We start from the raw sequence: 25138 nt of genomic DNA, 5'->3' as shown, positions 1-25138 counted from the left end.
ACTGCCCGTCATTACCCACGGTAAGAATGAAGTCACCGTCAGCCGTAGGGAAATCCTGATAGGGAACGATATTCGGATGAGCATTACCCAGACGCTTGGGTGCATTGCCTGTGGTCAGATAGTTCATCGCCTGGTTAGCCAGACACGCAACCTGGACATCCAGCAACGCCATATCGATGTGCTGACCACCACCGTCGTGATCGCGATGAGCCAACGCCGCCAGTATCGCGACAGTCGAATACAGCCCCGTCAGGATATCCGTCAACGCTACGCCAACCTTTACCGGCCCAGCCCCTTCGTCACCCTCAGGTCGACCGGTCAGACTCATCAGCCCGCCCAGCCCCTGAATCATGAAGTCATAGCCCGCACGCTTGGCATACGGCCCAGTCTGGCCAAACCCGGTAATGGAGCAATAGATCAGGTTCGGGTTGAGTGCCTTCAGCGACTCATAGTCCAGCCCATACGCCGCGAGACCACCGACCTTGAAGTTCTCGATAAGGATGTCGGACTTTGCCGCCAAGTCCCGCACCAGCTTCTGCCCCTCAGGACGCGTGAAGTCGATGGTCACCGATTGCTTGTTGCGATTGGCTGACAGGTAATAAGCCGCTTCTGACGTGTTCTCGCCGTAAGCGTCCTTAAGGAAGGGCGGCCCCCAGGCACGAGTGTCGTCACCATTACCCGGGCGCTCGACCTTGATCACTTCGGCGCCAAGGTCGGCGAGGATCTGCCCGGCCCATGGCCCGGCCAGCACTCGCGATAAATCCAGTACCCGCAGATGCGACAGCGCGCCCATGGTCGCTCTCCTATTAATAGAACGCCTGCAGACCGGTTTGCGCACGCCCGAGGATCAGCGCATGGACGTCATGAGTACCTTCATAGGTATTTACCACTTCCAGGTTGACCAGGTGACGCGCCACGCCGAACTCATCGGAGATACCGTTACCACCCAACATGTCGCGCGCCATACGGGCGATGTCCAGCGACTTGCCGCACGAGTTGCGCTTCATGATCGAAGTGATTTCGACCGCCGCCGTGCCTTCATCCTTCATTCGACCCAGACGCAAGCAACCTTGCAGGGCCAGCGTGATCTCGGTCTGCATGTCGGCCAGCTTTTTCTGGATCAACTGAGTAGCGGCCAATGGACGACCGAACTGCTGACGATCCAGTGTGTACTGGCGAGCGGTGTGCCAGCAGAACTCGGCAGCGCCCAGTGCGCCCCAGGAAATGCCGTAGCGCGCAGAGTTGAGGCAGGTGAATGGGCCTTTCAGACCGCGCACTTCCGGGAAGATGTTCTCTTCCGGGACGAACACGTTGTCCATGACGATCTCGCCGGTGATCGACGCGCGCAGGCCAACCTTGCCGTGAATCGCCGGAGCGCTGAGGCCTTTCCAGCCCTTCTCCAGTACAAAACCACGGATGTCGCCGGCATCGTCCTTACCCCAGACCACGAACACATCAGCGATCGGGCTGTTGGTGATCCACATCTTCGCGCCGGTCAGGCTGTAACCGCCTTCGACTTTGCGTGCACGGGTGATCATCGCGCCCGGGTCGGAACCGTGGTTCGGCTCGGTCAGACCGAAGCAGCCGATCCATTCACCGGAAGCCAGTTTCGGCAGGTATTTCTGTTTCTGTGCTTCGGTACCGAATTCGTTGATCGGCACCATTACCAGCGAGGACTGCACGCTCATCATCGAGCGGTAGCCGGAGTCGACCCGCTCCACTTCGCGAGCAATCAGGCCGTAGCTTACGTAGTTGAGGCCGCTGCCACCGTACTGCTCGGGGATGGTCGCACCCAACAGGCCGACTTCACCCATTTCGCGAAAGATCGCCGGGTCAGTCTTCTCATGACGGAAAGCTTCGAGAACACGCGGTGCGAGGCTCTGTTGAGCGAACTGCTCGGCGGTGTCGCGGATCATGCGCTCTTCTTCGGTGAGCTGTTGATCCAGCAGCAGGGGATCGATCCAGTTGAAGCTAGCTTTACCGCCCATGAGTGTGTCCTCGCAAATCGGGTGAATTAACGTGGCATTGATCCTAGGCGTGGTTCGCCGTCGCGGCAAACGAGGATTTCGCATTCTGTTGTGCTAATTTCTCACTCCGAAACGTCGCGAAATGCCTTTTATGCGGCGCATTAGTGAGGTTGATGTACATGCGCAGGAAGATCCCCAGTACCACCGCCCTGATCAGCTTCGAGGCTGCCGCACGCCACGAGAGTTTTACCCGGGCCGCCGAAGAGCTTTCCCTCACCCAGGGCGCGATTTGCCGACAGATCGCCAGCCTTGAGGAGTTCCTCAGCGTCGAACTGTTCCGCCGTTCGCGACGCGGGGTGAAGCTGACCGAGGCGGGACTTTCCTACAGTCGTCGGGTCGCCACGCAACTGGATGCAGTGGAGCGCGACACGCTGTCGGTGATGGGCCAGCAAGGCACCAATGTGATCGAACTGGCGGTGGTGCCGACGTTCGGCACGCAGTGGCTGCTGCCGCGCCTCAAGGATTTCCAGCTCAAGCACCCGGAAGTCACGGTCAACCTGACCAACCGCACCCGGCCCTTTCTGTTTGCCGACACCGAATTCGATGCAGCGATCTACTTCGGCGATGCCGATTGGTCCGGTACCGAATCCCACAGGCTGATGGGCGAGAATCCGATGCCGGTGTGCAGCCCTGCCCTACTCGGCAACAAGACGCATCTGACAGCCGAAGCCATCGCTGAACTGCCACTGCTGCAGCAGACCACGCGGCCTTATGCCTGGCGCCAGTGGTTCAACTCGCAACAGCTGAATATCCCCCGCGACATGACAGGCCCGCGCTACGAGCTATTCTCCATGCTCGCCCAAGCGGCCATGCACGACATGGGCATTGCGCTGATTCCGCCGTTCCTGATTCAGCGCGAGCTGGCCGAGAAGCGTCTGGTGATTGCCAACCCGCAGGCACTCTCCAGCATCAAGGCCTATTACCTGATGATTCCCGAGCGAAAAGTCGAATCGGCGTCGTTAAAGGCATTTCGTGACTGGCTGGTGAATCAGGCACAGAGCTACAGCCTAGAAGGATAAAGGCTTACAGCGATAACTAACCCCGTAGTCAGGAAAATAGAAGCCCTACAGATATAACTATTTGTCGCAATTTCACTGACTGTACCCAAAAGTCGTACAGACGTCCCACAAGCGCCTGACCACGTGGCTTTGAGCCTTCATCAACGACTCATTACTGCCTATTCACGCCACCGATAAGAAATTTTTCGTTATTCAGCCAGAATCCTTGCAGGGCACGGCCTGTAAGGGATTCGACCGTCCATGTGCGACATTCGGTCACGGTATGACTTGTAGTTAATTTTCCGTCACCCGTCATAATCCCTTGAAGGGCATAAAGTTCGCCTGCAAAATGCCGCGCCCCGCCCTGATTTGGCGGGATCGTGCTGATCGGCCGCCCCAGTCGCACCATCCGTAGTGCATGGGTTTACTCAATAAGATCACGCAGGAGATTTGACGTGCACATTGGTGTTCCTCTCGAAACCCAGACCGGTGAAACACGGGTTGCTGCAACCCCGGAAACCATTAAAAAGCTGATCAGCCAAGGTCATAAGGTCACTGTGCAAACCGGCGCCGGCGTTAAAGCCAGTGTTGTCGACAGTGCCTATGAAGCGGCAGGCGCAACCATTGGCAGTGCCAATGATGCGTTTGGCGCCGAGCTGATTCTCAAAGTGGTCGCCCCAAGCGATGCCGAACTGACGCTGATCAAGCGCGGTACGGTGCTGGTGGGCATGCTCAACCCGTTCAACAACGAAACTATCGCGAAGATGGCCGAATGCGGCATTACCGCGTTTGCCCTCGAAGCGGCGCCACGCACCTCGCGCGCGCAGAGTCTCGATGTGTTGTCGTCCCAGGCGAACATTGCCGGCTATAAGGCTGTGTTGCTGGCCGCTCACCACTATCCGCGTTTCATGCCGATGCTGATGACCGCTGCGGGCACCGTGAAAGCGGCGCGCGTGCTGATTCTTGGCGCTGGCGTGGCCGGGTTGCAGGCGATTGCCACGGCGAAACGCCTGGGTGCGGTGATCGAAGCGTCCGACGTGCGTCCGGCGGTAAAAGAGCAGATCGAATCCCTCGGCGCCAAGTTCGTCGACGTGCCTTACGAGACCGATGAAGAGCGTGAATGCGCCGTCGGTGTCGGCGGTTACGCGCGGCCAATGCCGGCGAGCTGGATGCAGCGTCAGGCGCAGGCCGTACACGAACGCGCGAAACAGGCTGACATCGTCATCACCACCGCGCTGATTCCCGGCCGCAAGGCGCCGACGCTGTTGAGCGCCGACACCGTGGCGCAGATGAAACCAGGCTCGGTAGTCATCGACCTCGCCGCGGCTCAGGGTGGCAACTGCCCGCTGACCGTGGCTGATCAAGTCGTGATCGAGAATGGCGTGACCATTTGCGGCCCGACCAATCTGGCCGGCGAAGTCGCTGCAGACGCCTCGGCACTGTACGCGCGCAACCTGCTGGACTTCCTCAAGCTGGTGTTCACCAAAGAAGGCCAGTTCGACGTCAACCTCGAAGACGACATCGTCGCCGCGTGCCTGATGTGCCGCGACGGCCAAGTCATCCGCAAAAACGCCTAAGCAGGGATTCAGACGATGGAAGAGCTTATCTCCCCCGGTATCTACAACCTGATCATCTTCGTGCTGGCGATTTATGTCGGTTACCACGTGGTCTGGAACGTTACACCTGCGCTGCACACGCCATTGATGGCAGTGACTAACGCCATCTCGGCAATCGTGATCGTCGGCGCCATGCTCGCGGCCGCACTGACCGTCACGCCGCTGGGCAAAACCATGGGCACCCTCGCCGTGGCGCTGGCTGCGGTCAACGTGTTCGGTGGCTTCCTGGTCACCCGCCGCATGCTTGAGATGTTCAAGAAGAAAGCCCCGAAAGTAAAAGAAGAGGCGCCGAAGTAATGAGCATGAATCTCGTCACGACGCTCTACCTGATCGCGTCGATCTGCTTTATCCAGGCCCTCAAAGGCCTATCGCACCCGACGACCTCGCGGCGCGGCAACCTGTTCGGCATGCTCGGCATGGCGTTGGCGATCCTCACCACCGTCGGCCTCATCTATAAGCTCGGGGCTGAGCTGGCCACTGCCGGTATCGGTTACGTGATCGTTGGCCTGCTGGTCGGCGGCACCGCCGGTTCGATCATGGCCAAACGCGTTGAAATGACCAAGATGCCGGAACTCGTCGCCTTCATGCACAGCATGATCGGCCTTGCGGCAGTGTTCATCGCTATCGCCGCAGTCGTTGAACCGCAATCGCTGGGTATCGTTAAACAGCTCGGCGACTCGATCCCGACGGGCAACCGTCTGGAGCTGTTCCTCGGCGCAGCCATCGGTGCGATCACCTTCTCCGGTTCGGTGATTGCGTTCGGTAAGCTCTCGGGCAAGTACAAGTTCCGGCTGTTCCAGGGCGCACCCGTACAGTTTGCCGGTCAGCACAAGCTCAACGCAGTATTGGGTCTGGCCACGCTCGCTCTCGGCCTGACCTTCATGTTCACCGGTAACCTCACTGCGTTCGCGCTGATGCTGGCGCTGGCGTTCGTGATGGGTGTGCTGATCATCATCCCGATCGGTGGCGCCGACATGCCGGTGGTGGTGTCGATGCTTAACAGCTACTCGGGCTGGGCGGCGGCAGGTATCGGCTTCTCGCTGAACAACTCGATGCTGATCATTGCCGGTTCCCTGGTGGGTTCGAGCGGTGCGATCCTCTCGTACATCATGTGCAAGGCGATGAACCGTTCCTTCTTTAATGTACTGCTCGGCGGTTTCGGCAACACGGCCGATGCAGGTCCCGCCGGTGCGAAAGAAGCCCGTCCGGTGAAATCCGGTTCGGCTGACGACGCGACTTTCCTGCTGACCAACGCCGACACCGTAATCATTGTGCCGGGTTATGGCTTGGCAGTAGCGCGTGCACAACATGCGCTGAAAGAGCTGACCGAGAAGCTGACCCACCGTGGCGTGACCGTGAAGTACGCGATCCACCCGGTTGCCGGTCGTATGCCGGGGCACATGAACGTTCTGCTCGCCGAGGCCGAAGTGCCTTACGACCAGGTGTTCGAGATGGAAGACATCAACTCCGAGTTCGGTCAGGCCGACGTGGTGCTGGTGCTCGGCGCGAACGACGTGGTCAACCCGGCCGCGAAGAACGATCCGAAGTCGCCGATTGCCGGCATGCCGATTCTCGAAGCGTTCAAGGCCAAGACCATCATCGTCAACAAGCGCTCGATGGCCAGCGGCTATGCCGGCCTGGACAACGAGCTGTTCTATCTGGACAAGACCATGATGGTTTTCGGCGACGCGAAGAAAGTCATCGAAGACATGGTCAAAGCGGTCGAGTAATCCTCCGCTGTTGCACCGAACGCCCCGACTTGTTGGGGCGTTTTTGTTTGCGCAAACAGTCGGACAATTTGCCGCGTTGTTGCAGATCCGGTAACGGTGTTTTACTTGAAACCCGCTGAATAGACGCCTCGTTTGCGACCTTGGTAGCGGGACAGGCGCCCGTCAAATTCACTAGACTGCGCATCCTGCTACTCGCTTCCCGAGATAATAATCCATGTACCGTGACCGTATTCGCCTGCCTTCGTTGTTGGATAAAGTGATGAGCGCCGCCGACGCCGCCGCTCTGATTGAGGACGGCATGACCGTCGGCATGAGCGGTTTCACCCGTGCCGGCGAAGCCAAAGCCGTTCCTCACGCACTGGCCGAGCGCGCCAAGGTCACGCCGCTGAAGATCAGCCTGATGACCGGCGCCAGCCTGGGCAACGACCTCGACAAGCAATTGACCGAAGCCGGCGTACTGTCGCGACGCATGCCATTCCAGGTCGACAGCACCTTGCGCAAGGCGATTAACGCCGGCCAGGTAATGTTCATCGACCAGCACCTGTCGGAAACCGTTGAGCAACTGCGCAACCAGCAACTGAAGCTGCCGGACATCGCGGTCATCGAAGCCGTCGCCATTACCGAGCAAGGCCACATCGTGCCGACCACGTCGGTGGGCAACTCGGCGAGCTTCGCGATCTTCGCCAAACAGGTAATCGTCGAGATCAACCTGGCGCACAACGCCAACCTCGAAGGTTTGCACGACATCTATATTCCGACTTATCGCCCGACGCGTACGCCGATCCCGCTGGTAAAAGTCGACGACCGCATTGGCAGCACGGCGATTCCGATTCCGCCGGAGAAGATTGTCGCCATCGTCATCACCCAGCAGCCGGATTCGCCGTCCACCGTGTCGTCGCCGGACGTCGACACCAATGCCATCGCCGATCACCTGATCACGTTCTTCAAGCAGGAAGTCGACGCCGGGCGCATGACCAACAAGCTCGGCCCGTTGCAGGCCGGGATCGGCAATATTGCCAACGCAGTGATGTGCGGCCTGATCGATTCACCGTTCGAAGACCTGACCATGTATTCCGAAGTGCTGCAGGATTCGACATTCGACCTGATCGATGCCGGCAAACTGAGCTTTGCTTCGGGCAGCTCGATCACTTTGTCGGAGCGCCGCAACAGCGACGTGTTCGGTAATCTGGAGAAGTACAAGGACAAACTGGTGTTGCGTCCGCAGGAGATCTCCAACCACCCGGAAGTGGTACGTCGCTTGGGCATCATCGGCATCAACACGGCGCTGGAGTTCGACATCTACGGCAACGTCAATTCCACCCACGTCTGCGGTACGCGGATGATGAACGGCATCGGTGGCTCGGGTGACTTCGCGCGCAACGCGCACCTGGCGGTGTTCGTGACCAAGTCGATCGCCAAGGGTGGCGCGATCTCCAGCGTGGTGCCGATGGTCAGCCACGTTGACCACACCGAGCACGACGTCGACATTCTAGTGACCGAAGTCGGTCTGGCCGACTTGCGTGGTCTGGCGCCACGGGAGCGCGCGCGGGTGATCATTGATAACTGTGTGCACCCGGACTTCCGTCAGGCGCTGAATGACTACTTCACGGCGGCCTGTGCAATCGGTGGTCACACCCCGCACATCCTGCGTGAAGCGCTGAGCTGGCACATGAATCTGGAAGAAACCGGCCGCATGCTCGCGGTGTAATTCACACAGATAAACTGCTGATGCAAACACAGTTTGCGTCAGCGGAATCTCGCAAGCTTTCAGAACGACAAAAACTGTACTGCTGTACTGGTCGTTTCCTACGGCATTTGCCTACCTTTTCGGACTAATCAAGCCAAAACGCACCACTTGAGTGCGGACAGGTACAGTTTGCCCAATTTTGACCCGTACACCCCGTATAAACAGTTAACTGGTCACTCACAATACAGTTGAACTGTATCTAGAGAGACTAGGCAAACGAGAGGATCATGGGCACCAGTCAAACCACTACCTGATCCCGCCACAAGCGGAAGGATGTCAACCATGGAACGTACACTCAGTTCCGAACTGTTCTTCGAAGACAAAGCTGCAAAAAACCAGGCTTCCATGCCTTTGCGCGTTCTCGCCAACCTGATGTTGTGGCAGCGCCGCATCTCCAGCCGCCATCAACTGGCTCGTCTGGATTCGCGTCTGCTGGCTGATGCCGGTATCAGCGAAGCACAACGCTACGAAGAGCTGAGCAAGCCGTTCTGGCGCTAAGTAGCGTCGCTGGCTCTGGTCGTTAGACCCACCGCCAGCAACCCGAATTGAACAAACAAAACCCGTCGTGGGAAACCACGACGGGTTTTGTCGTTTTGGCCTTTAAAAAGCCAAACCAGTACAGTTCACATAAATTTAAATTAGACCATAACAATTGTAGGAGCTGCCGAAGGCTGCGATCTTTTGATCTTGAAAATTCTAAGCAAAAGATCGCAGCCTCCGGCAGCTCCTACGGTTTTTCGTCTGGATGCTGGTTTGGCGTTCGAATGTAAGCCTAGTATCCACGCAGAACGTGGCGAATGATGCGCAACAGGCGTCTGACTCCTCAGATACCGAGCCACCTCTCAATACGGTTTATCCACAGGAGTTACCCTATGTCCCGTCTTCGTCTGCTCAGCGCTGCCGCCCTGCTGGCCGTGGCTGCCAACGCCAGCGCCACCAGTTTCATCGTCACCACCGATGCCGTGGTTGGCGCATTGAAGTCTTCCTCTGACGCTACTTCCGACGTTACCTCGTCCTTCCGTGACGACAAAATCGTTCTGGCTGCCCGTGATGACGCCGCCAGCTTCGTTGCCAGCGAAGGCGAGATTCGTGGCGTGAAGCTGGAAAGCGCACTGGACCATATCCGTCACCAGGCACCACAGCTGCAAGCGACTGATGCACAGCTGGCTCAGGCCATCCTGACGATCTAAAGGCTGCAAAGCATTGCGGGACACGCCAGGCGTGTCCCGATGTTTCGGCGCTGGCTCTGGCCCGGGCATTGCGCTAGCCTTTGGGTTCGCCAACAGTTACCGAGTCCAATGCGCTTTCTTCCAAATCTGCTGATCCCTTCCTTATTGTTCACCGCCTGCTGGGCGACGTCGGTCGATGCCTTTGATGCTTTCAATGCGTCGACACAAGGCACTGTCGTCAGCGGCTACGCCACCAGCATGGTGTCTTCAGCGCCTTTCGACCGTAAACTGTTGCTCGCCGCCCATGATGACGCGGCAGCATTTGTGGCCACGGAGGGTGAATGGCGAGGCGCCCGGCTGGAATCGGCGCTGCATTACCTGCGTACAACCCGGCCGAAACTTCATGTCAGCGACCTTGAACTGGCAGAGGCAATTCTCGTCCAATAGTTATCCCAGTCCCTGGTCATCTTTCCCTCCGGAGTCGTTCCATGCGTAGCCCGCTGATTGCTGCCGCCCTTGGCCTGTTTTTGTTGGCCGACGTGGCCCAGGCGCACACCCTGGTAGCCACCAGTAACATCATCGTTCGTGCCTCCCAGCGCACCATCGATTTCACTTCCGACACCACCACCTCGATTCGCGACTCGAAGATCATCCGCGAAGCCCACGACGACGCCGCCAGTTTCGTCGCCACCAACGGCGATATCCGTGGCGCGCATCTTGAAGCCGCACTCAACACCTTGCGCACGCGCGTGCCGGAAGCGCGCGACGCCAGTGATCAGGTACTCGCCGAAGCCATCCTCGCACTGTGAAGTCACTCGGCACCTGGCTGCTGGCCGGGGCGTTGTTGCTGCTTGGCAACAGCGCCCACGCCAGCCTGCAATTACGGCTCAAGACCGCCGGTCTGAGCCCCGCCCAACAACAGGCCAGTCAGGCGTTGATCGATGAGGCCATGCAGAAGCTGCCGCCGAGTTTTATCGAGCGGCTGGATCGGCGCATCGATGTCGGCTGGACCGACGACATGCCGGGCAATGCCTACGGTCAGGCCACGCTGGTCTCTGAACTCGATCTGAACCGCAAACTGCTCGCCGGTCTTACCGACGGCAGCGCCGCCAAAGAAAAAACCAATCGCCCCCACGGCACGGTTCGGCAAGAACTGCTGGCCACGGTGCTGCACGAAATCACCCACATTTATGACCGCGCGCGCTTGTGGCCGGACGCCGAGCGCACGCTGATCCAGCGCTGCACACGCCGCTTCAACAGCGCCGGGCTGATTGGCATCCCCGATGAATGCCGTGGCCAGAACGGCCGGCGCTTCACCCTCAGCGATGACCCGCGCCTGCTCGACCTCGCCGGTTGGCAGCAATACGTCGGTCGCCGGGGCGAGCGCGAGCAACACAACCGACAGATCGCCCGCAGCCCGGATTTGTACGAGATCTCCAGCCCGAAGGAGTTCGTCGCGGTCAACATGGAGTATTTCCTCCTCGACCCGAGCTACGCCTGCCGACGTCCGGCGCTGTATCGCTATTACCAGCAACACTTTGGCTGGGCGCCGACGGCCAAGGACACTTGCAGCAAGACCTTCGCGTTTTTGAACGCGGGCAACGACTTTGCCAAGCAACCCCTGGGACAAGTCGATCCGGAGCGGGTCTACGCCGTTGATTACCTGCTGGCCGAGGCCAATCAGAACTGGGTCAGCCGTTGGGGCCACAGCATGTTGCGTCTGGTGATCTGCGCGCCAGGGCGTCCGCGTGGCCCGGATTGCCGGCTCGATCTGGATCAGCATCTGGTGTTGTCGTATCGCGCGTTTGTCGGCGATGTGCAGTTGTCGAGTTGGGACGGACTGGTCGGCAAATACCCGTCGCGGCTATTCGTCCTGCCATTGGCTCAAGTCATCGACGAATACACCAAGACCGAACTGCGCAGCCTCGCCTCGGTGCCGCTGAACCTGTCACGCGATGAGATCGAAGGCGTGGTCGAGCACGCGGCAGAGATGCACTGGAGCTACGACGGCAACTACTTCTTCCTCTCCAACAACTGCGCGGTAGAAGGTCTGAAGCTGTTGCGCAGCGGCAGTGACAACAGCCAGTTCGTCGGACTGGACAGCATCATGCCCAACGGCTTGCTGGAAGTTATGAAGGGCCGTGGTCTGGCGGACACCAGCGTGTTGGATGATCCGAAAGAAGCGCTGCGCCTGGGTTATCGCTTCGACTCGTTCCGCGATCGCTATCAAGCAATGTTCGATGTATTGAAGAAGCAACTGCCGATCAAACAGACCACCGTCGAGGAATGGCTATCGCTGAAGGCCGAAGAACGCCGCGAGTGGTTCGAACGTGCGGATCTGCGCACCAGTGCGGCATTGCTGTTGCTGGAGCAGGCCAGTTACCGGCGCCAATTGCTGCTGGCACAGGACGAGGTCAAGCAACGCTACCTCGGCGCGCGCGAGCTGGAAAACGGCGGCATGGACAAGGCCAACGCGACCCTGCAGGAAATCCTCGCCAACAGTGGGTTCCTCAGTCGCCCGGCAGAGTTGCTCGATAGCCGTGGTTACGGTTTACCGCAACCGAGCGAATTCAAGCGACTGGAAGACGAGAGCAGCCAGCGGCAGAAGAAGTTGCTGGTGCTTTCCGGGGATCTGGACGCAGAAGTGCGTAAGTTGCTGGAGCCCAAGCGCGCTGCGGAGATTGCCGCGAGTGAGGAGAACGTGAAGCAGATTGGCGCGCATTTGCGCAAATTGCATAAGGCCTCGGGCGGCCTGGAACTCCCCTGAGACTGAGCCTGATTGCATACCTTGTGGCGAGGAGATTCATCCCCGTTGGGTCGCGAAGCGGCCCCAAAATCAGCGAACCCGGTCAATCAGATAAACCGCGTCCGCTGAACTGCGACTGCTGCGCAGCCGAACGGGGATAAATCCCCTCGCCACAGGTGATGTGTGTCAGATCAATAGAGGACACCATCCAGAATTTCGTAGACGATCCCGCTGCCCACCGCGATCAGCACGATATCGCCCCCGGCACGGCGCCACTCGTAACCCGGATACACCGGCAAACGACCCAACGCGCGATTGTCCAGACGCTCGCCGTAATACCCGTGCGGCAACGGTCGGCCTCGCTCCAGATGAATCCCCGGAGGCGGCGGCGCTCCGCGTACAAAGTAGCCATGATTGTCGCGAATGGTCTGGCGCACCGGGCCGAAGTCGTGCGGTGGCGGGCCGCCACGGTGATCGTTAGGCGGGCCACGGTGATCGTCGCGATGGTCATTACCATGATTGTTGTACTGGCCCTGCTGCGGGCCGCCGTGGTCGTGATCATCGCGCGGATCGGCGCTGGCCAGCAGCGGGGTCGCGCTGATCATCAACACACCCAGTCCGGCAATCAGACGTTTCGGCATTTTCATCGGGTCTTTCCTCACGGCACAAACAGCAAAAAGGGCCTCAGAACGATGTTCTGAAGCCCTCGGTCTTGCTCATTTAGTCTGTGCCGCGAGGCGCTAATTCCTCTGTATCAGGAACTTTACCTTCAGCTGACACGGGCCTTACGCACGCCTTCGGAGAGTGCCGAGCACAGGCTCAACACGCCGTCGATGGCCTGAGCTGGCGTCGTTGCATTGGCGATATGATCGATCAACGCCGAGCCCACCACCACACCGTCGGCCAGACGCGCGATGGCCGCTGCCTGCTCCGGCGTGCGGATGCCGAACCCGATGCTGATCGGCAGATCGGTATGACGACGCAGACGAGTGACCGCCTCTTCGACATGCTCCAGCGTTGCGGCGCCAGCACCGGTCACACCGGCCACCGACACGTAGTAAACGAAACCGGAACTGCCGTTGAGCACTTTCGGCAGGCGCGCATCGTCAGTGGTCGGCGTGGTCAGGCGAATGAAGTCCAGACCGGCAGCCTGCGCCGGGTCGCACAACTCAGAATTGTGCTCAGGCGGCATGTCGACCACGATCAGACCGTCAACGCCGGCCTCTTTCGCGTCAGCGATGAAGCGCTCAACGCCATACATGTGAATCGGGTTGAAGTAGCCCATCAGCACCAGCGGCGTGTCGCCGTTGCCTTCGCGGAACTCGCGAACCATTTGCAAGGTTTTCACCAAGTTCTGCTTGGCGCCCAAGGCACGAATGTTCGCCAGTTGAATCGCCGGGCCGTCGGCCATCGGGTCGGTGAACGGCATGCCCAATTCGATCACGTCGGCGCCGGCAACCGGCAAACCTCTGAGAATCGCCAGCGAGGTGTCGTAGTCCGGATCACCGGCGGTGACGAAGGTCACCAGCGCCGCGCGGTTCTGTTTTTTGAGGTCGGCAAAACGCGTTTGCAGGCGGCTCATCAGTGTTTCTCCTGCGTAGACTGTTCCATGTGATGCATGACGGTTTGCATGTCTTTGTCGCCACGGCCCGAGAGGTTGACCACCATCAGGTGATCCTTCGGCAGCTTCGGTGCGCGTTTGAACACTTCAGCCAGAGCGTGAGCGCTTTCCAGTGCAGGAATGATCCCTTCCAGGCGGCAGCATTTGTGGAACGCGTCCAGCGCTTCGTCGTCGGTCACCGAGGTGTACTGAACGCGGCCGATATCATGCAACCAGGCGTGTTCCGGGCCGATGCCTGGGTAGTCGAGGCCGGCGGAAATCGAGTGGGCGTCGATGATCTGGCCATCGTCGTCCTGCAGCAGGAAAGTACGGTTGCCGTGCAACACACCCGGAACGCCACCGTTCAGGCTCGCTGCGTGCTTACCGGTTTCGATTCCGTAACCGGCGGCTTCAACACCGATGATTTCAACGCTCTTGTCGTCGAGGAACGGGTGGAACAGGCCCATCGCGTTGGAACCGCCACCGATGCACGCCACCAGGCTGTCCGGCAGACGACCTTCCTGAGCCTGCAACTGATCGCGGGTTTCCTTGCCGATAACGGCCTGGAAGTCGCGAACCATCGCTGGATAAGGGTGCGGGCCGGCCACGGTGCCGATCAGGTAGAACGTGCTGTCGACGTTGGTCACCCAGTCACGCAGCGCTTCGTTCATCGCGTCTTTCAGGGTGCCGGTACCGGCAACCACCGGAATCACTTCAGCGCCCAGCAGCTTCATGCGGAAGACGTTGGCCTGCTGACGTTCGATGTCAGTGGTGCCCATGTAGATCACGCAATCCAGACCGAAACGTGCGGCGACGGTGGCAGTCGCCACGCCGTGCATGCCGGCGCCAGTCTCGGCGATGATGCGTTTCTTGCCCATACGCCGCGCCAGCAGGATCTGGCCGATGCAGTTGTTGATCTTGTGCGCGCCGGTGTGGTTCAGCTCTTCGCGCTTGAGGTAGATCTTCGCGCCGCCGCAGAATTCGGTCAGGCGTTCAGCGAAATACATCGGGCTCGGACGTCCGACATAGTCACGCTGGAAGTAGGCCAATTCTTCTTTGAATGCCGGATCTTCCTTGGCCGTTTCGTATTCGCGGGCCAGATCGAGGATCAACGGCATCAGGGTTTCAGCCACGTAGCGGCCACCGAACGAGCCGAACAGGCCATTATCGTCCGGGCCGTTACGCAGATTGGAAGTGTTCGAAGTCTGGGTCATGAGTCGCTCCAGGTGAATTCGGGTCAAAAGACAATGACGACCACTCTACCCCTGACGATCCAGGCTGAAAACCGATAAGATCGCCACAACCTGTCAGGAAAACTCACAGATATCATGAGCCACGACCTTCCCCCGCTGAACGCCTTGCGTGCGTTCGAAGCCACCGCCCGGCTGAACAGCGTCAGTCAGGCCGCCGAACAGCTGCACGTCACCCATGGTGCGGTCAGCCGGCAGCTCAAAGTGCTGGAAGAGCACCTCGGCGTCAGCCTTTTCGTCAAGGATGGGCGCGGCTTGAAACTCACAGATGCCGGCATGCGTTTGCGCGATGCCAGTGGCGAGGCGTTTGATCGGTTGCGCAGCGTTTGCGCAGAACTCACGCAAAGTACGGCGGATGCCCCGTTTGTCCTCGGTTGCTCCGGCAGCCTGCTGGCACGCTGGTTCATTCCGCGTTTGGGGCGATTGAATGCAGATCTGCCGGACTTGCGCCTGCATCTGTCGGCCGGAGAAGGCGATCTTGATCCTCGGCGACCGGGGCTGGATGCTTTACTACTGTTCGCCGAGCCGCCATGGCCAGCGGACATGCAGGTTTACGAATTGACTGCGGAGCGCATCGGCCCGGTCATAAGCCCACTGTTCAGCGGCTATCAACGCCTGCAAATCGCGCCAGCCTCAGCGCTGCTCAATGAGCCTTTATTGCATACCACTTCACGCCCCCAAGCCTGGCCAAGCTGGGCGCAGCAGAATGACCTCGATGCCAAAGCATTGAAGTTGGGACAAGGTTTCGAGCATTTGTATTATTTGCTTGAAGCAGCAGTCGCAGGCCTCGGCGTGGCAATCGCGCCAGAGCCGCTGGTGGCTGAAGATTTGAAGGCCGGTCGCCTGGTTGCGCCATGGGGTTTCTGTGAAACCCCGGCGCAACTGGCGTTGTGGCTACCCAAGCGCGCCGCAGACGGGCGCGCCCGGCAACTGGCGCAATGGCTCAAGAACGAGCTACGCCAGAGCAATCACTCGCCGCGTTTGAACAGCAGATAAGCCGCGAGCAGACCCAGTGCACCGACTGCCACACCGGCCGTCGTCCACGGATGTTCCTGCGCGTAATCACGGGTGGCGATGCCGGTTTCGCGGGTTTTGACTTTGACTTCTTCATAGGCATCGGTCAGCAGATGACGCGAATGTTTCAGCGCGCTTTCAGCATTGCTTTTCAGCGCCTTGAGGGTCTTGCGCGACTCGTCCGAAGCGTCGTCCTTCAGGCTTTCCAACGACTTGAGCAGACTCTCGATCTCGGCTTCCATGCTTTGCAACGAGGCTTTACGTAAAGAGGTGTTGGCCATGGTGGCTCTCCTGCATTGGTGATGAGTGGCGTGTGTTGGTTGGGACTTCAGCGGTTTGAGAAAGTGCAGAAAATCTGAACTTCGCCTGCGCAGCGTCACCGAAATCAACAGTGCAGATTCACTGCTAGTCTCAATTCCACACGCCAAGGAGATCGCCATGAGTGACCATCACACGTACAAGAAAGTCGAGCTGGTCGGTTCGTCGCCCAGCAGCATTGAAGACGCCATCAACAACGCGCTGGCCGAAGCCCACAAGAGCATCAAGCATCTTGAGTGGTTTGAAGTGGTCGACACCCGTGGCCACATCAAGGACGGCAAGGCCGCGCACTTTCAAGTGACGTTGAAAGTCGGTTTTCGCATTGCCAGTAGCTGAGTTTGGTCTACGCTTCTGAACTTGCGCGCTGGCCGAGTGCCATAGGAATGGCAAAGCGCTACAGGGTGGCTGCATCGGGTCAAACCCCGGTGCCCGCCTCTTTTAATCCGACCAGGGAGTGCGACCGATGAAGAAGTTCATGTTGGCAGTAGGTTTGTTGAGCCTTGCGGGTGGTGCGTTTGCTGCCGGCAAGCCATGTGAAGAGCTGAAAAGCGAGATTGCGGCGAAGCTGGATGCCAAGGGCGTTTCCGGGTATTCGCTGGAAATTGTCGACAAGGGCGCCAATGGCGGCAAAGTCGTCGGCACCTGCGAAAGTGGCTCCAAGGAAATCGTCTACAAGCGCGGTTGATCGCGCCTGAAATACAAAAGCCGACGTGAATGCGTCGGCTTTTTTGTGTCCGGGATTTGGGATTTTTGGTGGTTTTGAAATCAATCCCCCCTCACCCCAGCCCTCTCCCCCAAGGGGTAGAGGGGGAAAGGGAGCCGATCGGGGGTTGTTCAGACCGTGAGTTCGACTCGATTTTTCAGGTCGATGTATCTCGAACATTCAACCCGGTCAGTCCCCTCTCCCTCCGGGCGGTCCGACGTTTCGGGAGGGCTAGGGTGAGGGTGCCTTTCGGCTTTTCAGCCCTTCATGACTTGCGCGAGCAGTTCGTAGGAGTGCACGCGATCAGCGTGCTCATACAGATCACTGGTAAAAATCAGCTCATCGGCCTGTGTTTGCTCGACCAGCACCTCCAGCTTGGCGCGGATCTTCTGCGGGCTGCCAACCATCGCCAGACCGAGGAAATCGCCCACCGCCTCGCGCTCATGCGGCAGCCACAGGCCGTCCATGGTTTTCACCGGCGGACGCTGCACCAGACTTTGCCCGCGCATCAACGCCAGAATGCGCTGATACACCGAAGTCGCCAGGTAATCGGCTTGTTCATCAGTATCCGCTGCCACCAAAGGCACGCCGAGCATCACATACGGCTTGTCGAGCACCGCCGACGGCTTGAAGTGATTGCGGTAGACGCGGATCGCCTCGTGCATGAAGCGCGGGGCGAAATGCGAGGCGAAGGCGTACGGCAAGCCGCGCTCGCCGGCCAATTGCGCGCTGAACAGGCTGGAACCGAGCAACCAGATCGGCACATGGGTGCCGGTGCCCGGCATCGCGATCACCCGTTGATCCGGCGTGCGCGGGCCAAGGAAGCGTGCCAGTTCGGCAACGTCTTCGGGGAAATCATCGGCGCTGCCGGAACGTTCACGGCGCAGCGCCCGCGCGGTCATCTGATCGGAACCGGGGGCGCGACCCAAACCGAGATCGATGCGACCCGGATACAGGCTCTCAAGCGTGCCGAACTGCTCGGCAATCACCAGCGGCGCATGGTTGGGCAACATTACACCACCGGAACCGACACGGATCGTCGACGTGCCGCCGGCCAGATAACCGAGCAGCACCGACGTCGCCGAACTGGCGATACCGTCCATGTTGTGGTGTTCCGCCACCCAGAACCGCGTGTAGCCGAACTTCTCGACGTGCTGCGCCAGGTCCAGCGAATTGCGCAGCGACTGCGCCGGGCTGCCGTTTTCGCGCACCGGCACCAGATCGAGGGTGGAAAACTTTACGTCGGACAATTGCTTCATAAACCTGCGTCTCCGAGTGAGGAGGCAGGTTTTTCTTGCGAACGAAAACCTGCCAAATCCATAAGCGTGTTTTGTGCAATGAGGGCATATACCCGAGTTTCAATAGTGGCGGCGAAATTTCCTACTAAAAAAGTCAACGATTCAGTCCGGCTGAACTTTGTTCCGCCGTCTATCCTCAGAAGCCTTGCAAGCAAAAACCACGACGGTGCGGCGTTTCCGTGCCAGATCTTGAGGAGGCAGACATGGCTATCGTGAAGAAAGCATCCGCACATTGGGCAGGCGATCTGAAAACCGGCATCGGTTCGATCTCCACCGAAACCGGTGTCCTCAGAGAAGCACCCTACGGCTTCAAGGCCCGCTTCGAAGGCGGCAAGGGCACCAACCCGGAAGAACTGATCGGCGCGGCGCATGCCGGCTGTTTCTCCATGGCGTTTTCGATGATTCTGGGCGATGCGGGCCTGAAGGCTGACAGCATCGATACTCAGGCTGAAGTGACCCTCGATCAGGTAGAGGGCGGGTTCGCGATCACCGCGGTGAAGCTGATCCTCAAGGCGAAAATCCCGGGGGCGACGCAGGCGCAGTTCGAGGAGCTGAGCAACAAGGCCAAGGAAGGGTGCCCGGTGTCGAAAGTGCTGAATGCGCAGATTACGCTTGAGGCTTCGTTGGTCAGCTGATTTGTCGCTGGCTGCTCTGACGCCTTCGCGAGCAGGCTCGCTCCCACAGCGATTCGTGTGGCACACAGTTCCAATGTGGGAGCGAGCCTGCTCGCGAAGGCGATTTCGCAATCGACACAGGTCTGAAACCAAACATACAAGTTGTGAGCGAAGTCAGAACCCTCGCTGTAAAAATATGGTCGAATAAGTGACAGCAGCTTCAGCGCACGCCCGTGCGCGCTGCCTCAGGGAGCTTCACTCATGAAACGTATTGGCTTGGCGATCCTCTGCAGTGCACTGGCCACCTCGGTTATGGCGGCACCCAAAGACTGCGAAGAACTGAAAAAAGAAATCGAGATCAAGATCCAGGCCAACGCCGTGCCGTCCTACACGCTGGAAATCGTCAGCAAGGAAGAGGCCGACAAGCACGACGTGGCGATGGTAGTGGGCACCTGCGAATACGGCACTAAAGCGATCATCTATCAAAAGAACGACAGCTGAGCCATCTCAGTTGATGCAATTGTAGTCATGATCCTCGGCGACGATTTCACGCTTGCCGTTGTACAGCCGGGCACTCGGGGTGAACGCCAGCGAACGCCCTTCCAGCACATAACGCTGCCCCGCCTCGAAATGGTCGTAGCGAATGTACAGGTAGCACAGGCGCTCTACCGGCCCGGTCATCAGACTGCCGCCACCGCCAAACACCTCAAAATCGAAGCGCACCCGCAGCTCATGACTGCCGGGGGTGACCTGAAAGTAGCGCCCGTCATTCAGTCGTTGATTGTCGAGGCGCTCAGCCATCAGTAATTTGCCGCCGGGTGTCGGTGTCGCAAAGTCGACCCAGGCCATTTGCGGATCGACCGGGGGCAGCGGCGTCTGACAACCCGCTACAAGACTGGTGACGAGCAACAACAGCAACTTGCGCATGATGAATATCCACAGATCCGGATACTCAGCATAGCGCCGATCAAGTGCGCTGACAGCCTGCCGGCGTGCCCTGACCGACCACTTTGCGCTGCTCGTCATAAAGCTTGGCCCACGGTCGGAAACCGATACTGCCAGCCTGCAACTGATAACGCTGGCCGGCATTGAAGTCCTTGAATTTCACACTCAACTGGCAATCGCGCCACAGCGGCTCGGCATCGGGACCGATGTTGGTCGCCTCGACGGGAAATTGATAACGAACCTTCAGCTCATGGCTGCCGGGCTGCACTTCGAAGTAGCGTTTATCGGGGGTCACCTGGGTATCGACTTGCAGCGCTTGCAGCGCCGTGTCCTGTTGCCGGGCATCGAGATCGATCCAGGCTTGCGAAGGGTCAGGATCGGGGATTCCGAAATTGGCACAACCGGCCAGCGTCAGCAGGCCCCCTGTCAGCATCAACGTGCGCATAGCGGTGCTCCTTTAGGCGAGATAGTCTTGCGAGAAGACTCTCCGGGGAATTTCTTATTTTGATCAGGCCGTTTCCAAGCCTTGGGTTACTTGATCGCGTTTTTCGGGTTTTGTTTCCGGGTGTGATGTTTTTGTTGCTCAACGGTTGCGTCAGCGTGAGCTATTACAGCCAGTTGGCCAGCGGTCAGCTGCAATTGCTGCGCGCGCGTGAGCCGGTGGAAAAAGTCATCGCCGACCCACACCGCGATGCGAAATTGCGCGCGCACCTGGCTCAGTCACAAAAGGCCCGTGCGTTCGCCAGCGAGCAACTGCACTTGCCGGATAACCAGAGCTATCGCCTGTACGCCGACATTGGCCGGCCGTTCGTGGTGTGGAACGTGTTCGCCACCACGGAATTTTCCCTGACGCCGCAGAACCATTGCTTCCCGATTGCCGGTTGCGTGGCCTATCGGGGTTACTACAGCCAGAGCGCGGCGCGCGGTGAAGCGGCGATCCAGCGCTTGCAAGGCATGGACGTGTCGATTGGCGGTGTCGAAGCCTATTCGACGCTGGGCTGGTTCAACGACCCGATCCTCAACTCGATGCTGGGCTGGGGCGATGAACGCCTGGCCACGCTGATCTTTCACGAACTGGCGCATCAGCGTTTTTATGTGAAGGACGACACCGAATTCAACGAATCCTTTGCCACGTTTGTCGAGCAGGAAGGCACGCGGCAGTGGCGAGCATTTCGCGGGTTGCCGGCGGATACCGACTCGCGATTGCAGCAACGTGATCAGTTCATCGAATTGGTCCTCGCTACCCGATCACGTTTGGAAAAACTGTATGCGCAACCTTTGTCGGTTGAACAAATGCGTGAGCGCAAAGCGGCCGAGTTCGAGCAGTTTCGCCGGGATTTTCGGCTGATGAGGGACAGCCAGTGGGCCGGGGACAAGCGTTATGACGCTTGGGTAAATACGCCGTTGAACAATGCGCGGTTGTTGCCGTTTGGGCTGTATGACCAGTGGGTGCCGGCGTTTGCGGCGTTGTTCAAAAAGGTCGGGGGGGATTGGCTGAGGTTTTATGCTGAGGTTGAGCGGTTGGGTGGGTTGCCGGCGGCTGAGCGTAAGGCGGCGCTCAAGGCGTTGGCGGAATCCTGATTTCGTGTTGGCTGGGCTGGCCTCTTCGCGAGCAAGCCCGCTCCCACAGTGAAATACATTCCAAATGTGGGAGCGGGCTTGCTCGCGAAGGCAATCTGATCAGCGCTGCAAAAAAGCCTGATGCAACTCATCCAGTGTTTCAAAGTGATAAGCCGGCGCCTCGGCATTCAACTCTTCAAAACTGCCAAACCCATACCCCACCGCCGCCGCATCCAACCCGTTGCTGCGCGCTCCGATAAGGTCATGCTTGCGATCGCCGATCATCAGCGTGTTCGCCGGATCCAGCCCTTCTTCCTTGATCAGATGCGCAATCAACTCCACCTTGTTGGTCCGCGTGCCATCCAGTTCGCTGCCGTAAATCACTTTGAAGTGCCGGGCGAAATCAAAATGCCGGGCAATCTCGCGGGCAAATTCCCACGGCTTCGAAGTGGCGATATACAGCTGCCGACCTTGGCCACTCAAGGTTTCCAGCAACGGCGTAACGCCATCGAATACGCGGTTTTCATACAGGCCGGTAACCTTGAAACGCTCGCGATAAAAATTCACCGCCTGCCACGCTTTCGCCTCGTCAAATTCATAAAACTGCATGAACGCCTGCAACAGCGGCGGCCCAATGAAGTGTTCGAGTTTGCTCAGATCCGGCTCATCGATGCCGAGCTTGGCGAGGGCGAACTGGATGGAGCGGGTGATGCCCTCACGCGGGTCGGTGAGGGTGCCATCGAGGTCGAACAATACGGTTTGGTAATGCATGGGAATTCCTGGGCAGGCGCAAATTCGATTCAGAGTGTGTCGTAGCCTTCGGCCAGATGCAGATCCTTGAGCTTTACGTAATTGGCGGCGCTGTAGGTGAAGAAGGCTTTTTCCTTGTCGGAGAGCGGACGCACCTGCTTCACCGGGCTACCCACATAAAGGAAGCCACTTGCAAGGCGCTTGCCCGGCGGCACCAGACTGCCGGCGCCAATGATCACGTCATCTTCAACCACCGCGCCGTCCATGACGATGCTGCCCATGCCGATCAATACGCGGCTGCCGACGCTGCAGCCGTGCAGCATGACTTTGTGGGCGATGGTCACGTCATCGCCGATCAGCAGCGGGAAGCCGTCGGGGTTGAACGGGCCGGCGTGGGTGATGTGCAACACGCAGCCGTCCTGCACGCTGGTGCGCGCGCCGATGCGGATGCGGTGCATGTCGCCACGGATCACGGTCAGCGGCCAGACCGAGCTGTCTACGCCGATTTCGACGTCGCCGATCACCACCGCCGAGGCGTCGACAAACGCGCCTTTGCTCAGGCTGGGGGTGTGATTCTGGTACTTGCGAACGGACACGATAATTTCTCTCTCTGTCGCCGATAGCTGCGGTGAATGCCGATTGTAATTAAGATGGTTGCATGTTTCCCCAGCCAAGGTGCCAACCGTGAGCGTGAACAACCCTCTGCTGCAGTCCTATGACCTGCCACCGTTCTCCACGATCCGTGCCGAACATGTCCTGCCCGCCATCGAAACGATCCTGGCCGACAACCGCGCCGCCATTGCCGAAATCCTCAAGACTCAGGTGCAGAACCCGACCTGGGCCGGCCTGGTGCTGGCGATGGACGAACTCAATGATCGCCTCGGCGCTGCCTGGAGTCCGGTCAGCCACCTTAATGCCGTGTGCAACAGCGCCGAACTGCGTGAAGCCTACGAGTCGTGCCTGCCAGCCCTGAGCGCCTATTCCACCGAGATGGGCCAGAACCGCGAACTGTTCCAGGCTTATGAAGCACTGGCCAACAGCGCGCAAGCCGCCAGTTTCGACGTGGCGCAGAAGACTATTCTGGAACACGCCCTGCGTGACTTCCGTCTGTCGGGTATCGACCTGCCGGAAGCCGAACAGAAACGCTACGCCGAAGTGCAGAGCAAACTGTCCGAGCTGGGCAGCCGTTTCTCCAATCAATTGCTCGATGCCACTCAGGCGTGGACCAAGCACATCACCGACGGAACCGCCCTCGCCGGCCTGACCGATTCGGCCAAGGCGCAAATGGCTGCCGCCGCACAGGCCAAAGGCCTCGACGGCTGGCTGATCACCCTGGAATTCCCGAGCTACTACGCGGTGATGACCTACGCGCAGGATCGTGCGCTGCGTGAAGAAGTCTACGCCGCCTACTGCACCCGCGCCTCGGACCAAGGCCCGAACGCCGGCCAGAACGACAACGGCCCGGTGATGGAAGAGATCCTCGACCTGCGTCAGGAACTGGCCAAGCTGCTCGGTTTCACCAGCTTCTCCGAGCTGAGCCTGGCGACCAAAATGGCCGACTCCAGCGATCAGGTGCTGAGCTTCCTGCGCGATCTGGCCAAGCGCAGCAAGCCGTTCGCCGCGCAGGATCTGCAACAGCTGCGCGCCTACGCCGCCGAACAGGGCTGCGCCGATCTGCAAAGCTGGGACAGCGGTTTCTACGGCGAGAAGCTGCGTGAACAACGCTACAGCGTTGCTCAGGAAACCCTGCGCGCCTACTTCCCGATCGACAAAGTGCTGGGCGGTCTGTTTGCCATCGTTCAGCGCCTGTACGGCATCGAAATCGCCGAGCAGAAAGGCTTCGACACCTGGCACCCGGACGTGCGCCTGTTCGAAATCAAGGAAAACGGCCAGCACGTCGGCCGCTTCTTCTTCGACCTCTACGCCCGCGCCAACAAGCGTGGCGGTGCGTGGATGGACGGCGCCCGCGACCGTCGCCGTACGGTTGCTGGCGTGCTGCAAAGCCCGGTGGCCAATCTGGTGTGCAACTTCACCCCGGCCGACAGCGGCAAACCTGCGCTGCTGACCCATGATGAAGTGACCACGCTGTTCCACGAATTCGGCCATGGCCTGCATCACTTGCTGACCCGCGTTGATCACGCCGGTGTTTCCGGCATCAACGGCGTGGCGTGGGACGCGGTCGAGCTGCCGAGTCAGTTCATGGAAAACTGGTGCTGGGAGCCGGAAGGCCTCGCGCTGATTTCCGGTCACTACGAAAGCGGCGAGCCACTGCCACAGGACCTGCTGGAAAAAATGCTCGCGGCGAAGAACTTCCAGTCCGGCCTGATGATGGTCCGTCAGCTGGAATTCTCGCTGTTCGACTTCGAACTGCACGCCACCCACGGTGATGGCCGCAGTGTCGCGCAGGTGCTCGAAGGTGTGCGTGACGAGGTGTCGGTCATGCGTCCGCCGGCCTACAACCGCTTCCCGAACAGCTTCGCGCACATTTTCGCCGGCGGTTACGCGGCGGGTTACTACAGCTACAAGTGGGCTGAAGTGTTGTCGGCCGATGCTTTCTCGAAATTCGAAGAAGACGGCGTGCTCAACGCAGAAACCGGCCGGGCCTTCCGCGAAGCGATTCTGGCGCGCGGCGGTTCGCAGGCACCGATGGTGCTGTTCGTCGACTTCCGTGGTCGTGAGCCGTCAATTGACGCACTGTTGCGCCACAGCGGCCTGAGTGAGGACGCGGCAGCATGAGTGAGGGGCCTGTGATTACCAAAAAACGCTTTATCGCCGGGGCAGTCTGCCCGGCGTGCAGCGAGCCGGACAAGTTGATGATGTGGAACGAAGACCTCGTCCCGCATCGTGAGTGCGTGGCTTGCGGTTACTCCGACACGCTCAACGAGCAAGGGCTTTCGGTACCGAAAGAGCTGGGCACGCGGGTTAATACCAGCGCTATCAGCAAACCTGCGCCAGACAAGACCGTGCAAGCGGTGCAGTTCTTTCCGAATCCGAAGCTGAAGAAGAAGACTGAAGACTGAGCCGCGACATGACCTCCCACAGCGCAATGCCGT

General features: G+C 59.3%; 29 protein-coding genes (1 of these 29 only partly in view). 18 read left to right on the top strand and 11 right to left on the bottom strand.

Annotated features, from left to right (window positions below):
* Nucleotides 1–793: the 5' portion of a CaiB/BaiF CoA-transferase family protein gene (locus tag C2E19_RS01670; RefSeq protein ID WP_129387238.1), read on the bottom strand. Its footprint begins 428 nt before the window's first position; the window shows 793 of its 1221 coding nt (coding positions 1–793); the start codon lies at nt 791–793; the stop codon falls past the left edge of the window.
* A gap of 13 nt (nt 794–806) precedes the next feature.
* The gene (locus C2E19_RS01665) at nt 807–1988 is read right to left on the bottom strand and encodes an acyl-CoA dehydrogenase (RefSeq protein WP_129387235.1); all 1182 of its coding nucleotides are present in this window, start codon (nt 1986–1988) and stop codon (nt 807–809) included.
* Nucleotides 1989–2146: 158 nt separating this feature from the next.
* Here C2E19_RS01665 and C2E19_RS01660 point away from each other — a divergent pair, with 158 nt between their 5' ends.
* The 10 genes from C2E19_RS01660 to C2E19_RS01615 all read left to right on the top strand — a co-directional run bounded on the left by C2E19_RS01660 (nt 2147) and on the right by C2E19_RS01615 (nt 12054).
* Nucleotides 2147–3046, top strand: coding sequence for a LysR family transcriptional regulator (locus tag C2E19_RS01660; RefSeq protein WP_129387232.1), 900 nt, complete (start codon nt 2147–2149; stop codon nt 3044–3046).
* A 434-nt stretch (nt 3047–3480) separates the two neighbouring features.
* A complete protein-coding gene (locus tag C2E19_RS01655) occupies nt 3481–4602 on the top strand; it encodes a Re/Si-specific NAD(P)(+) transhydrogenase subunit alpha (RefSeq protein WP_129387228.1) in 1122 nt (373 codons plus the stop codon).
* A 15-nt stretch (nt 4603–4617) separates the two neighbouring features.
* Nucleotides 4618–4938 carry an NAD(P) transhydrogenase subunit alpha gene (locus C2E19_RS01650; RefSeq protein ID WP_003187417.1) on the top strand — a complete coding sequence of 107 codons (321 nt, stop codon included), beginning with the start codon at nt 4618–4620 and terminating at the stop codon, nt 4936–4938.
* A complete protein-coding gene (locus tag C2E19_RS01645) occupies nt 4938–6371 on the top strand; it encodes an NAD(P)(+) transhydrogenase (Re/Si-specific) subunit beta (protein ID WP_016985542.1) in 1434 nt (477 codons plus the stop codon). Before C2E19_RS01650 ends, C2E19_RS01645 begins: the two co-directional genes overlap by 1 nt.
* Nucleotides 6372–6585: 214 nt before the next feature.
* Nucleotides 6586–8079, top strand: coding sequence for an acetyl-CoA hydrolase/transferase family protein (locus C2E19_RS01640; RefSeq protein ID WP_129387226.1), 1494 nt, complete (start codon nt 6586–6588; stop codon nt 8077–8079).
* Nucleotides 8080–8400: 321 nt separating this feature from the next.
* Nucleotides 8401–8616: a DUF1127 domain-containing protein gene (locus tag C2E19_RS01635; RefSeq protein ID WP_053116413.1), complete on the top strand. Its 216-nt coding sequence runs from the start codon at nt 8401–8403 to the stop codon at nt 8614–8616.
* 374 nt (nt 8617–8990) lie between these two features.
* Complete coding sequence (locus C2E19_RS01630; protein ID WP_007911658.1) at nt 8991–9308, top strand: DUF2388 domain-containing protein; 318 nt, start codon at nt 8991–8993, stop codon at nt 9306–9308.
* A 108-nt stretch (nt 9309–9416) separates the two neighbouring features.
* Entirely contained in the window at nt 9417–9734 is a 318-nt protein-coding gene (locus tag C2E19_RS01625; RefSeq protein WP_129387223.1) for a DUF2388 domain-containing protein, read from the top strand.
* Nucleotides 9735–9775: 41 nt separating this feature from the next.
* Complete coding sequence (locus C2E19_RS01620; protein WP_007911662.1) at nt 9776–10096, top strand: DUF2388 domain-containing protein; 321 nt, start codon at nt 9776–9778, stop codon at nt 10094–10096.
* Nucleotides 10093–12054, top strand: a complete 1962-nt coding sequence (locus tag C2E19_RS01615; RefSeq protein ID WP_129387220.1) for a DUF4105 domain-containing protein — start codon at nt 10093–10095, stop codon at nt 12052–12054. Before C2E19_RS01620 ends, C2E19_RS01615 begins: the two co-directional genes overlap by 4 nt.
* Before the next feature lie 170 nt (nt 12055–12224).
* On the opposite strand, the gene C2E19_RS01610 is transcribed toward C2E19_RS01615, so the two are convergent.
* From C2E19_RS01610 to trpB, 3 genes are all read right to left on the bottom strand, one after another.
* Nucleotides 12225–12680 (bottom strand): anti-virulence regulator CigR family protein, encoded by a 456-nt coding sequence (locus C2E19_RS01610; protein ID WP_129387217.1) that lies wholly within the window; start codon nt 12678–12680, stop codon nt 12225–12227.
* A gap of 122 nt (nt 12681–12802) precedes the next feature.
* Nucleotides 12803–13615 (bottom strand): tryptophan synthase subunit alpha, encoded by an 813-nt coding sequence (trpA, locus tag C2E19_RS01605; protein ID WP_129387214.1) that lies wholly within the window; start codon nt 13613–13615, stop codon nt 12803–12805.
* Complete coding sequence (gene trpB, locus C2E19_RS01600) at nt 13615–14847, bottom strand: tryptophan synthase subunit beta (RefSeq protein ID WP_129387211.1); 1233 nt, start codon at nt 14845–14847, stop codon at nt 13615–13617. The genes trpA and trpB overlap by 1 nt, the downstream gene beginning before the upstream one ends.
* 114 nt (nt 14848–14961) lie before the next feature.
* Between trpB and C2E19_RS01595 the strand changes: the two genes are divergently transcribed.
* Complete coding sequence (locus tag C2E19_RS01595; RefSeq protein WP_129387208.1) at nt 14962–15879, top strand: LysR family transcriptional regulator; 918 nt, start codon at nt 14962–14964, stop codon at nt 15877–15879.
* Here C2E19_RS01595 and C2E19_RS01590 read toward each other — a convergent pair.
* Nucleotides 15852–16178, bottom strand: a complete 327-nt coding sequence (locus C2E19_RS01590) for a YqjD family protein (RefSeq protein WP_129387205.1) — start codon at nt 16176–16178, stop codon at nt 15852–15854. The two genes, C2E19_RS01595 and C2E19_RS01590, sit on opposite strands and share 28 nt — an antisense overlap.
* 157 nt (nt 16179–16335) lie before the next feature.
* Here C2E19_RS01590 and C2E19_RS01585 point away from each other — a divergent pair, with 157 nt between their 5' ends.
* Together C2E19_RS01585 and C2E19_RS01580 are read left to right on the top strand one after the other, a co-directional pair.
* On the top strand, nt 16336–16551 hold the full coding sequence (locus C2E19_RS01585; protein ID WP_129387202.1) for a dodecin: 216 nt from the start codon (nt 16336–16338) through the stop codon (nt 16549–16551).
* Nucleotides 16552–16678: 127 nt separating this feature from the next.
* Nucleotides 16679–16900, top strand: a complete 222-nt coding sequence (locus C2E19_RS01580; protein ID WP_129387199.1) for a DUF1161 domain-containing protein — start codon at nt 16679–16681, stop codon at nt 16898–16900.
* A 275-nt stretch (nt 16901–17175) separates the two neighbouring features.
* Here C2E19_RS01580 and C2E19_RS01575 read toward each other — a convergent pair whose 3' ends face one another.
* Nucleotides 17176–18177 (bottom strand): LLM class flavin-dependent oxidoreductase, encoded by a 1002-nt coding sequence (locus tag C2E19_RS01575; protein ID WP_129387196.1) that lies wholly within the window; start codon nt 18175–18177, stop codon nt 17176–17178.
* Between the two features lie 242 nt (nt 18178–18419).
* On the opposite strand from C2E19_RS01575, the gene C2E19_RS01570 reads away from it, so the two are divergent.
* Both C2E19_RS01570 and C2E19_RS01565 read left to right on the top strand, forming a co-directional pair.
* Nucleotides 18420–18851: an OsmC family protein gene (locus tag C2E19_RS01570; RefSeq protein WP_129387193.1), complete on the top strand. Its 432-nt coding sequence runs from the start codon at nt 18420–18422 to the stop codon at nt 18849–18851.
* A 240-nt stretch (nt 18852–19091) separates the two neighbouring features.
* Nucleotides 19092–19331: a DUF1161 domain-containing protein gene (locus tag C2E19_RS01565; RefSeq protein ID WP_129387190.1), complete on the top strand. Its 240-nt coding sequence runs from the start codon at nt 19092–19094 to the stop codon at nt 19329–19331.
* Nucleotides 19332–19337: 6 nt separating this feature from the next.
* Here the strand turns inward: C2E19_RS01565 and C2E19_RS01560 are convergent, their stop codons facing one another.
* Nucleotides 19338–19757 carry a hypothetical protein gene (locus C2E19_RS01560; protein ID WP_129387187.1) on the bottom strand — a complete coding sequence of 140 codons (420 nt, stop codon included), beginning with the start codon at nt 19755–19757 and terminating at the stop codon, nt 19338–19340.
* 40 nt (nt 19758–19797) lie between these two features.
* On the bottom strand, nt 19798–20220 hold the full coding sequence (locus C2E19_RS01555; RefSeq protein ID WP_129387184.1) for a hypothetical protein: 423 nt from the start codon (nt 20218–20220) through the stop codon (nt 19798–19800).
* 59 nt (nt 20221–20279) lie between these two features.
* Between C2E19_RS01555 and C2E19_RS01550 the strand changes: the two genes are divergently transcribed.
* Nucleotides 20280–21356 (top strand): aminopeptidase, encoded by a 1077-nt coding sequence (locus C2E19_RS01550; RefSeq protein ID WP_129387181.1) that lies wholly within the window; start codon nt 20280–20282, stop codon nt 21354–21356.
* A gap of 99 nt (nt 21357–21455) precedes the next feature.
* Here the strand turns inward: C2E19_RS01550 and C2E19_RS01545 are convergent, their stop codons facing one another.
* Nucleotides 21456–22106, bottom strand: coding sequence for an HAD family hydrolase (locus C2E19_RS01545; RefSeq protein ID WP_129387178.1), 651 nt, complete (start codon nt 22104–22106; stop codon nt 21456–21458).
* Between the two features lie 29 nt (nt 22107–22135).
* Nucleotides 22136–22681: a gamma carbonic anhydrase family protein gene (locus C2E19_RS01540; RefSeq protein ID WP_129387175.1), complete on the bottom strand. Its 546-nt coding sequence runs from the start codon at nt 22679–22681 to the stop codon at nt 22136–22138.
* An 88-nt stretch (nt 22682–22769) separates the two neighbouring features.
* Between C2E19_RS01540 and prlC the strand changes: the two genes are divergently transcribed.
* A complete protein-coding gene (gene prlC, locus C2E19_RS01535; protein WP_129387172.1) occupies nt 22770–24821 on the top strand; it encodes an oligopeptidase A in 2052 nt (683 codons plus the stop codon).
* A complete protein-coding gene (locus C2E19_RS01530; protein WP_129387169.1) occupies nt 24818–25105 on the top strand; it encodes a YheV family putative zinc ribbon protein in 288 nt (95 codons plus the stop codon). The genes prlC and C2E19_RS01530 overlap by 4 nt, the downstream gene beginning before the upstream one ends.
* Nucleotides 25106–25138 lie beyond the last annotated feature (33 nt).

It is taken from the genome of Pseudomonas sp. DTU12.3 (assembly GCF_004124275.1).
Classification (GTDB): Bacteria; Pseudomonadota; Gammaproteobacteria; order Pseudomonadales; family Pseudomonadaceae; genus Aquipseudomonas; species Aquipseudomonas helmanticensis.
This window is presented reverse-complemented; position numbering and strand designations above follow the sequence as displayed.